Origin of the sequence: Enterococcus sp. 5B3_DIV0040 (genome assembly GCF_002140755.1) — a bacterium.
Classification (GTDB): domain Bacteria; phylum Bacillota; class Bacilli; order Lactobacillales; family Enterococcaceae; genus Enterococcus_D; species Enterococcus_D casseliflavus.
On record NZ_NGLC01000001.1, the window covers coordinates 2,054,026 to 2,063,762 of the forward strand.

At 36.7% G+C, this 9,737-nt stretch carries 10 protein-coding genes; 1 reads left to right on the plus strand and 9 read right to left on the minus strand.

Annotated features, from left to right (window positions below; translation table 11 throughout):
- On the minus strand, positions 1 to 1,127 hold a 1,127-nt coding region (locus A5883_RS09670; protein ID WP_176323968.1), incomplete at its 3' end, for a MucBP domain-containing protein.
- A 637-nt stretch (positions 1,128 to 1,764) separates the two neighbouring features.
- On the opposite strand from A5883_RS09670, the gene A5883_RS09675 reads away from it, so the two are divergent.
- On the plus strand, positions 1,765 to 2,379 hold the full coding sequence (locus tag A5883_RS09675) for a helix-turn-helix domain-containing protein (protein WP_086338431.1): 615 nt from the start codon (positions 1,765 to 1,767) through the stop codon (positions 2,377 to 2,379).
- 109 nt (positions 2,380 to 2,488) lie between these two features.
- On the opposite strand, the gene galU is transcribed toward A5883_RS09675, so the two are convergent.
- From galU to A5883_RS09715, 8 genes are read right to left on the minus strand one after another with little or no spacing between them, the layout of a single operon-like run.
- Positions 2,489 to 3,361, minus strand: coding sequence for a UTP--glucose-1-phosphate uridylyltransferase GalU (gene galU, locus A5883_RS09680; protein WP_086338432.1), 873 nt, complete (start codon positions 3,359 to 3,361; stop codon positions 2,489 to 2,491).
- 21 nt (positions 3,362 to 3,382) lie between these two features.
- On the minus strand, positions 3,383 to 4,549 hold the full coding sequence (locus A5883_RS09685) for a nucleotide sugar dehydrogenase (protein WP_086338433.1): 1,167 nt from the start codon (positions 4,547 to 4,549) through the stop codon (positions 3,383 to 3,385).
- 52 nt (positions 4,550 to 4,601) lie between these two features.
- A complete protein-coding gene (gene rfbD / locus A5883_RS09690; protein WP_086338434.1) occupies positions 4,602 to 5,432 on the minus strand; it encodes a dTDP-4-dehydrorhamnose reductase in 831 nt (276 codons plus the stop codon).
- A gap of 50 nt (positions 5,433 to 5,482) precedes the next feature.
- Entirely contained in the window at positions 5,483 to 6,511 is a 1,029-nt protein-coding gene (gene rfbB, locus A5883_RS09695) for a dTDP-glucose 4,6-dehydratase (RefSeq protein WP_086338435.1), read from the minus strand.
- A 13-nt stretch (positions 6,512 to 6,524) separates the two neighbouring features.
- Complete coding sequence (gene rfbC, locus A5883_RS09700; RefSeq protein ID WP_086338436.1) at positions 6,525 to 7,106, minus strand: dTDP-4-dehydrorhamnose 3,5-epimerase; 582 nt, start codon at positions 7,104 to 7,106, stop codon at positions 6,525 to 6,527.
- A gap of 2 nt (positions 7,107 to 7,108) precedes the next feature.
- Positions 7,109 to 7,978 carry a glucose-1-phosphate thymidylyltransferase RfbA gene (gene rfbA, locus A5883_RS09705; RefSeq protein WP_086338437.1) on the minus strand — a complete coding sequence of 290 codons (870 nt, stop codon included), beginning with the start codon at positions 7,976 to 7,978 and terminating at the stop codon, positions 7,109 to 7,111.
- 45 nt (positions 7,979 to 8,023) lie between these two features.
- Complete coding sequence (locus tag A5883_RS09710; RefSeq protein ID WP_086338438.1) at positions 8,024 to 8,539, minus strand: acyltransferase; 516 nt, start codon at positions 8,537 to 8,539, stop codon at positions 8,024 to 8,026.
- Positions 8,540 to 8,558: 19 nt separating this feature from the next.
- On the minus strand, positions 8,559 to 9,485 hold the full coding sequence (locus A5883_RS09715; protein WP_369596885.1) for an NAD-dependent epimerase/dehydratase family protein: 927 nt from the start codon (positions 9,483 to 9,485) through the stop codon (positions 8,559 to 8,561).
- Positions 9,486 to 9,737 lie beyond the last annotated feature (252 nt).

The following is a 9,737-nucleotide window of genomic DNA, read 5'->3' on the forward strand; positions in this document are numbered from 1 at the left end:
TAGGTGATGGTTTGTGCTGTTTCACTAAATACGCCTTTACTGTTTTCTGGTAATTGGCTTTCGTCTAGGGTGTAACCGTCAATTGATAACTTATACTCATCCGTACTAGCATCATATGAAGCACCAATGGTACCAGATAAAGTCTTCGTTTCATGGATTTCTTGCCCTTGAGTATCAAGATATTTGACAGTTACCTCTCCCACCTGCTCCGGGTCAACAATGACATTGACTACATGTGTTGTATATACACTATATGAGGCTTGTCTAGCCATAAAAATTGCTACGTAAGTCCCCGGTTTGCTCGGATCAACATTTGTGTAGTACGGAAAGATCTGTGAGTCAGAAATACTTTTTTCTATGTTGCCGCTAAAATTTAACTTAAACGCCTCGATCCCTAATGCCTGTGTTGAGAAATCGAAGTTACTATTTACAGGAATATGAATCGTATCGGGGCTATCTCCAAAAGCATACTCGCCTACAATTTGACGCTCATAAAGGGCCAATATTTTGGTTTCTCCTGCTTGCAAATTGATAGAATTTCCAATCGATGTAAATGCGTAGTTCAATCTTTGATTCGTTGTACCCACTTGCTTAATAAAGTAGCCCCCTGAAGGAACCTGAATCGTTACCTTTCCTGAACTGTCCGTGACTAACAACGTCACTTCACCAGATGTCGAGGAGGTCAATGTGAAATAAGCGCCTTGGATTGGCTGGTTTGAATTACTATCTAAAACTTGAACCGTCAGTTGCGCATTGGCAGCTCTTGCAGAAGACGGATCAACAGAAGAAGGGACATTATTTACAGGGCTTGCAGCAGGTTCTTCTTTATTTTCTGATCCGCTGATGGCTTCTTTACTGTCACTACTTGCTTGTGTTTGTTCGTTCTCAGCATCCACGCGCGCTGAGGTCGTTGTTGTTAGCGTAGGATTTTCTACTTGAGAGGTAGCTTGTCCAGCATCCGCAGAAGCATTCGTATCATCAGATTGTACAGTTTTCACTTCTTCCTGATCCACCTGCGGAGATTCTGAAAACACATGGCTTTCCGCCACTACCTGAAATGCTGGCGTTACCACCGCAGCACTTAATAAGATTACTAAAGATAGAACATATTTAAACTTCTTTTTCACAAACTTTCACCTTAACCTTCTTTTTCAAAATTAAAACCTTTTTATCCAAACTTTTTTTACGCCTAAAAATCATTATAATTTATTAATTTTTAATTTACAAACAATTTTTTATTTAGCGTATCATCCACTCCTCTCAAAAATTTTTTATGCGGTCACATGAAATACCATTGAGCGTATTTATACTTAATTCACTTGTCATCGCATTGCATCACCTCTTCAGAATTTTATAATTCAAGCGCCCTTGCCTTCAAGCAAATCCAGTGCAAATCAGCGCAAATCTTCTTTGCATCCTTGTTTTATCAATGATTTCATTTTCAAAAAAGGAGACTATTTTTTACTTGATCGTGGCATTCTATTTTTGAATGATTCGATCAAGTCTATCTTCTACTCTCAATATGTGCTATCTTTGAACATTTATTACTTCATATATGACAATTGTTACTTATTACAGGTGAAGGATTCACTGAAAAAAATCGAACACTTTCAGGAAATTTTTTAGGAATATCTGACATAAGCTCATTTAAATTTAATCTTTTAAGAACAAAGAAAAGAACTTGTGCATTTTTTCGTTAAATCGAGCTTTACAATTGTTTCTTTGAACCGCTTTATGATAGGATATGTCAGAAGGAGCATTGAAATGACTATAGCTGAAAAAATAAAAGAGAGTCGCTTGAAATTAGGACTCACTCAACAAGAAGTTTCCGAAAAATTATTTGTTACTAGACAAACGATCTCAAATTGGGAAAACAATCGAAGTACCCCAGACATCGACACATTGATCAAATTAAGTGATCTCTATCAAATCGATTTAGAGTCACTGCTAAAACCAGAACAATTAGCAGAAGAACCAGAAATAAAGAGTGACGAAAAGAAACCAACCTTTCGCCTTCCTCTATACTTGCTCAATTTAACTGCAGTCGTCGCTTGCGTTTTCACCGACTTCTTCACACCTACAGGAACAATGACCTTATGGACAGCTGCTGCACATTTTTTGTTACTAGTTAACTTTGTCCTTTTATTCGGCTTTTTCCTCACAAAAAAAAGACCCCTCCCTGCAAAAACAATTGTCTTTGCATTAGGAAAAGGTCTGTTGATCTTAGCCATTATATTAGGTTTTACTCTTTGGTCGAATAAAGGAGCTTCCGCAGATGCGTTACATCTGATTGGCCATAATTATGGTCATTTTGTCTATTTGACGTTTAAAGCAATTGGGGTGATTTATTTGTTTGATTGGCGGAAGTTTGAGATGTAAGAATTAATTGAGACTCTACCAATTATAGGATTGATGATTCAGATTTGTTTCTTCAATCCTATATTACCATACCATTCTTCAGTCCCTATGAAGGGAAGTCATTTTTCAATTAGATTCTTTCCGCCAACTCTTTGATATAACTCCGAAGTTCATCTTTGATTTCAGGATGTTTTAATCCGTATTCAATGTTTGCTTCAACCATTCCTAGCTTGTCACCAACATCATAGCGTTTGCCTTTAAATTCATGAGCAAATACCCGTTGGATCTTGTTTAGTGAATCGATCGCATCAGTAAGTTGAATTTCATTTCCTGCTCCTGGTTCTTGATCTTCTAGTATTCCAAAGATTTCTGGCCGCAAAAGGTAGCGACCAATAATTGCTAAATCACTCGGAGCATCTGCAGGTGATGGTTTTTCGATAAATTCGCTCACGCTATATAAATCTTTTGCGGCTTCTTCACTGGGATTTATGATGCCATATTTTGACGTGTCTTCATGAGGAACTTTCATGACCGCAAGAGTAGATGCGTTTGTTTTCTCATAATTGTTGATCAGCTGCTTTGTTAATGGAACATCATCTTCCATAATATCATCTCCCAGCATGACGATAAATGGCTCATCGCCTACAAAAGCTTTTGCTTGGAGAACCGCATGTCCTAAACCTAAAGGACGTTTTTGACGAATAAAATGCAAATTGATTCCTGTCGTCTCTTCAACTAGTGCCAAAAGCTCTTTTTTCCCTTTTGATGATAGGTTTGATTCCAATTCAAAGTTTGAATCGAAATGATCTTCAATTGGACGTTTCGCTTTTCCTGTCACAACTAAAATATCTTCAATTCCTGAAGCAATTGCTTCTTCAACAATGAATTGAATCGTTGGTTTATCAACGATTGGTAACATTTCTTTTGCGATTGCTTTTGTTGCTGGTAAAAATCTGGTCCCTAACCCTGCTGCAGGAATAACAGCTTTACGAACTTTTTTCATTTTTGCCCCTCCAAAAGAATATTAGTTATCTCCAAAAATATCTCTCGTATATACCTTTTCTTTAACATCTTCGAGAATACTTTCAAAACGATTGCTTACAATGATATCCGAAATGTCTTTAAATTCTTCAAAATCCTTAATCACCTTAGAATTGAAGAACGTTTCCTCGTTAAGGGATGGTTCATACACCACCACCTCGATTCCTTTTGCTTTAATACGCTTCATAATACCTTGAATCGATGAATATCTAAAATTATCAGAATTAGCTTTCATTGTTAAGCGGTAAATCCCTACAGTCTTGGGGTTTTTAGCCAGAATCTGATTAGCTATAAAATCTTTTCTAGTTGTATTGGCATCGACAATTGCGCCAATAATATTACTTGGCACATCTTCATAATTTGCACGCAACTGCTTCGTATCTTTAGGTAAGCAATAACCACCGTAACCAAATGAAGGGTTGTTATAATGAGAACCTATTCTTGGATCTAACCCTACCCCTTCGATAATTTGTCGACTATCTAGTCCACGTGTCTCTGCGTAAGTATCCAGTTCATTGAAATAAGCTACTCGCAAGGCTAGATACGTATTTGAGAAGAGCTTAATTGCCTCCGCCTCTGTAGAGTTTGTTAGCAAAACAGTTACATCCTCATCCCATGCATTCTCTTTGAACAAACTGGCTACTTCTTCTCCCCGATCAGAAACTTCTCCTACAACGATACGAGAAGGATGTAAGTTATCATAAAGAGCTTTGCCTTCTCGAAGGAATTCTGGAGAGAAAATAATATTTTCAGTTTTAAATTTTTCTTTGACATCAAGGGTATATCCAACAGGAACAGTGGATTTTATGATAAACGTTGCATCAGGACGAATCTCCAAAGCTTCTTCTATTACGTCTTCAACTGTAGATGTATTAAAATAATTCTTAACTTCGTCATAATCAGTTGGTGTTGCAATAATTAGATAGTCTGCAAAGTTTACAGCGTCTTCAAAATCATTCGTAAATTCGAGATTTAAGTCATCACGTTTTAAAAATTCGTGTATCTCTTTATCTTCTAATGGTGATTTGGATTGACTTAAAAGATCAATTTTTTCTTTTACAATATCATATGCTTTAACCTGTTCATTTTGGGACAATAATAAAGCATTTGCTAGACCAACATAGCCTAGACCAAAAACAGAAATATTCATTTTCATTCCACCAATACATAAAATTTGGACTAATAGATTCAAAGCTATTAGTTTACTTTAGCATTTCTTTTAAAGCCTCTTGCCATGTTGGGATTTCAAATCCCAACTCTTTTGCTTTTGAAAGATTCATCACCGAATATTGTGGTCGCTTCGCCTTTTGTGGGAACTCGGAAGAAGGAATCGGCTTGACAACTACATCTGAATCTTTTAGTATTTCGCACGCAAATTCATGCCATGAGCAGCTGTTATCATTCGAAAGATGATAAATTCCAGTCGGTGCTTGCTTTTCGATAACATAAAGCATAAATTCTGCTAATGTTCGTGTCCAAGTTGGGCGCCCATATTGATCATTTACTACTGTTAAAGTCTTATGTTCCTTAGCTAATCGCTGCATGGTATAGACAAAATTATGTCCGTACCGTCCAAAGACCCAAGAAGTACGAATAATATAGTAATCATCCAATATTTCTTGTACTGCTTGTTCCCCTAATAATTTGGTTCTTCCGTATTCATTTTGGGGATTTACTTGATCATCGACTTGGTATTCACCAACTTGCTTTTCTCCATCAAAAACATAGTCAGTACTGATATAAACAAGTTTTGCACCTATAGCTTTTGCAGCCAAGGCCACATTTCTTGTGCCAGTGACATTGATTAACTCATCTAATTCTTTGCCTTCTTCTTCTGCCTTATCAACTGCGGTATACGCAGCGCAATGAAAGATAACTGATGGGCGGATTTCTTTTACTTTCTCCATCGTGACCGTTTCATCTGTGATATCCATCTCTTTCGCATCGGTAGACACGTAGTCAATTCCTTTTTCATCAAATAGATGACGTAATTCACTGCCTAATTGGCCATTTCCTCCTGTGATTAAGTACATAAATGATCGCTTCCTTTCAAAAAAGCAGGATCTCTCCTGCTTTTGATTCCTTATTGTCCTTGTTCTGCGTAACTTTTCTCTACTTGTGCTTTTTCATCTTGCCACCAAGAAGGATTGTTTCGATACCAGTCGATCGTATCAGCTAGACCTTCTTCAAAATCCGTGAACATCGGCTGCCAACCCAATTCTTCTTTTAATTTTGAGGCATCGATGGCATACCGCAAGTCATGACCGGGGCGATCAGTCACATGATCATAAGCATCTTTTGGCTCTCCCATTAATGTTAAAATCGTTTCAATGACTGATTTGTTGTCTGCTTCTCCATCAGCACCAATCAAGTAAGTCTCTCCAATTTGACCTTTTGTTAAGATTGTCCATACCGCTGAAGAATGATCATTTGTATGGATCCAATCGCGAACATTTTTTCCTTCACCATATAATTTTGGTCGAATGCCACTCAGAATATTCGTAATTTGGCGTGGAATAAATTTCTCGATATGTTGGTACGGACCATAATTATTGGAACAGTTAGAAAGTGTTGCCCGCAAACCGAAAGAACGAACCCAAGCTTTGACTAATAAATCAGAGCCAGCCTTTGTGGAAGAATAGGGACTAGATGGGTTATAGGGTGTTTGGTCGGTAAACTTCTCCCCTGGTCCTTCCCCATGCCCTGGAAGATCTTTTCGTAACGGTAGATCGCCGTACACTTCATCGGTTGATACGTGGTGATAACGCACATCGTATTTTCGACAAGCTTCAATCAATGTATAGGTACCAATCAGATTTGTCTGAACAAAAGGAAACGGATCTTTCAATGAGTTATCATTGTGTGATTCTGCAGCATAATGAACCACCGCATCGGTTTGCTGGACCAACTGATCGACTAATGTGCTATCAGCAATATCGCCAACCACTAACTCTACGCGATCCTTTGGAAGACCCGCTAGATTTTCTTTGTTTCCAGCATAAGTTAGTTTATCTAAAACAGTGACATGGATCTCTGGGTGATGATTAACGACATAATGGACGAAATTAGACCCAATGAAGCCTGCCCCTCCGGTTACAATGATTTTTTTCATGTCCACTCGCTCCTTATATCTCGCCATAAATAAACGGATTTTGTTCTTCGAACGCTTTTAAAGTTGGGTGATGTTGGTCTTTTTCCGAAAGAATCGCTTTTTCTTTTGCAATGGGCCAATCGATTGCCAAATCTGGATCGTCAAAGGCAATACCGGCATCTGCTTGTGCATTGTAATAATTATCACACTTGTACAAAAAGTTTACATTTGAAGTCAATGTCATGAAACCATGCGCAAATCCCTTAGGGACCAACAATTGTCGCTGATTACTTTCAGATAAAATATACCCTTCCCATTCTCCATAGGTTGGACTTCCTTTTCTGATATCAACGATTACATCTAAAACGGCTCCCGTCACCACACGAATCAATTTGGTTTGCGCGGCAGTTCCTTTTTGGAAATGAAGTCCTCGCAAAACACCTGCTTCGACAGATAAAGAATGATTGTCCTGTACAAAGTTTTGTGTGATTCCTGCTTCTTGAAAATCGGCCTGGGAATAGCTTTCGGTGAAGAATCCGCGATGATCACCAAATACAGCTGGCTCTATAATCAAGACATCTGTCAATTTTGTTTTTGTTACAGTTAGTTTTCCCATATTTATGCCTCACTTGCCAGGTTCAATAAATATTGACCATATTGATTTTTTTTCAAAGGTTGTGCTAATGCGATCAATTGTTCCTGATTGATATAACCCATTCGATAAGCAATTTCTTCTAAACAAGCAACTTTAAGATTTTGTCGCTTTTCAATGGTTTCAATGAACGTGGATGCTTCTAGTAAGGACTCATGTGTACCTGTATCTAACCAAGCAAATCCCCGTCCCATCAATTCTACTGAGAGTTTTCCTTTTTCAAGATACTTTTGATTGATATCGGTGATTTCCAATTCTCCTCGTTCAGAAGGGACAATTTTTTTAGCAATCTCAACAACTTGATTATCATAGAAGTATAAACCTGTCACGGCATAGCTAGACTTTGGCATAGCAGGTTTTTCTTCAATCGAAACAGCTTGCATAGACTCATCAAATTCTACCACGCCAAAACGTTCTGGATCGTTGACATGATAACCAAATACCGTGGCACCTTTTTCTTTTTGAGCAGCTTTTTGTAACATCTTAGATAAGCCACCGCCATAGTAGATATTGTCTCCTAAAATCAGGCAGACACTCTCATTTCCAATAAATTCTTCCCCAATGATGAAAGCTTGGGCAAGTCCATCTGGTGTTGGTTGAACAGCATATTCTATCTGAAGTCCTAATTCTCGTCCATCGCCAAAGAGCTCTTCGAATCGCGGGGTGTCCTGTGGTGTAGAGATGATCAAGATCTCTTTAATGCCAGCCAGCATCAGCGTAGACATAGGGTAATAGATCATTGGCTTATCATAAATTGGCATCAATTGTTTCGATGTTGCTTTTGTGAGTGGATACAAGCGTGTGCCTGATCCTCCTGCTAGTATGATTCCTTTCATCATTATCCTCCAGTATAAAATTATAATTGTATATTTTAAATTTCATCAACTAAAGTACTTTTTAATGAGATACTCTTTCTTATCATATGGACTATATCCTTTTGTAAAGTCAATTTTGTCCTTATTTTTTTCATAGTATTCTTCAATAGTACAGATAAACCTAGCAGGGATACCAGCATATACTGTATTATTCGGAACATCTTTAGTAACTATAGAACCAACACCTATTACAACATTATTACCTATCGTAACACCGGGCATAATGACTACATTCCAGCCTATATTCACATTATTCTTTATTTTGATTAATCCATATTTATCAGCTTTAGGTGCTAGTCCCAAGTTTCTGAGAACCCACATTCCACCATCATGTGTAACAAATTGAACATTTTTAGTAAGCCTAACGTTATCACCTATTTCAATAAGATATGGCTCAGACCCAAAAAAAACTGAATTATCTATTTCGCAATTCTTACCTATAATTAGGCCATCTCGAACTGCTTGTTTGAGAGTATCTTTTCTAACTATTTTTTTGATAAATTTCTTTATTTTAGATACCATATTAAACATTCCCTATTATTTAATTTAAATCGTAATATTTTTTATACCAGTTAACAAAAGATTCTAACCCTTCTTCAATAGGAGTATTCGGATAAAAATCAATACATGAAGATAAATCAGAAATATCAGCGTAAGTTTTTAAGACATCCCCTGGTTGCATCTTTTCAAATTTAATATTTGCCTTAATACCAAGTTTGTTCTCAATTATTCTTATAAAATCCATCAATTTAACAGGATTATTATTACCTATATTATATATCTTGTAGGGAGCCCAACTCTCACTCACTTTACCATCGATTTCGCTCCATTTATTATTAGCTTTGGGTGTCATAAATATTATCTTTTCTATTGCAGTAACTATGTCGTCTATGTATGTGAAATCTCTTTCCATTTGACCATAGTTATAAACCGTAATTTCTTTATTGTTTAAAATATTTTTTGTGAAAGAATAATATGCCATATCTGGTCTTCCATATGGACCATAAACTGTAAAAAATCTCAAACCAGTTGTAGGTAAATTGTAAAGATGACTATACGTATGAGCAAATAACTCATTAGTCTTTTTAGTTGCAGCGTAGATACTAACGGGATGATCCACACTATCTTCTGTGGAAAAAGGTACATGTTTATTGCCACCATAAACAGAGCTTGAGGAAGCATAGACTAAATGCTTGATATTATATTTAACACTTAACTCAAGAATATTTAGAAACCCTGAAATATTGGAACTAATATATGCATCGGGATTTTCTAAAGAGTATCTAACTCCAGCTTGAGCTGCCAAATTTATTACAATATCTATATTTTGATTCATAAATATTTCTTCTAATTTCTCTTTATCATTCAAATCAGCCTTAAAAAAAGTAAATCTCCTAGATACTATACTTTTCAGTCTATCTTCTTTTAGCTGAACTGAGTAATAGCCATTCATGTTATCTATTCCTATTACATCTGTCTCTTATACACATCTAGATGTGTATAAGAGACAGATACTATACTTTTCAGTCTATCTTCTTTTAGCTGAACTGAGTAATAGCCATTCATGTTATCTATCTAGATGTGTATAAGAGACAGATACTATACTTTTCAGTCTATCTTCTTTTAGCTGAACTGAGTAATAGCTGTCTCTTATACACATCTAGATGTGTATAAGAGACAGGTACAGCTATTTATCGCATTGAATCTATTTAAATCTACT

What these genes read in the sequence shown, in the direction of transcription:
- galU (WP_086338432.1), bottom strand. Translation starts at nt 3,361, where the DNA reads ATGAAAAAAGTTCGTAAAGCTGTTATTCCTGCAGCAGGGTTAGGGACC.
- A5883_RS09685 (WP_086338433.1), bottom strand. Translation starts at nt 4,549, where the DNA reads ATGAATATTTCTGTTTTTGGTCTAGGCTATGTTGGTCTAGCAAATGCT.
- A5883_RS09675 (WP_086338431.1), top strand. Translation starts at nt 1,765, where the DNA reads ATGACTATAGCTGAAAAAATAAAAGAGAGTCGCTTGAAATTAGGACTC.
- rfbD (WP_086338434.1), bottom strand. Translation starts at nt 5,432, where the DNA reads ATGTACTTAATCACAGGAGGAAATGGCCAATTAGGCAGTGAATTACGT.
- rfbB (WP_086338435.1), bottom strand. Translation starts at nt 6,511, where the DNA reads ATGAAAAAAATCATTGTAACCGGAGGGGCAGGCTTCATTGGGTCTAAT.
- A5883_RS09710 (WP_086338438.1), bottom strand. Translation starts at nt 8,539, where the DNA reads ATGGTATCTAAAATAAAGAAATTTATCAAAAAAATAGTTAGAAAAGAT.
- rfbA (WP_086338437.1), bottom strand. Translation starts at nt 7,978, where the DNA reads ATGAAAGGAATCATACTAGCAGGAGGATCAGGCACACGCTTGTATCCA.
- rfbC (WP_086338436.1), bottom strand. Translation starts at nt 7,106, where the DNA reads ATGGGAAAACTAACTGTAACAAAAACAAAATTGACAGATGTCTTGATT.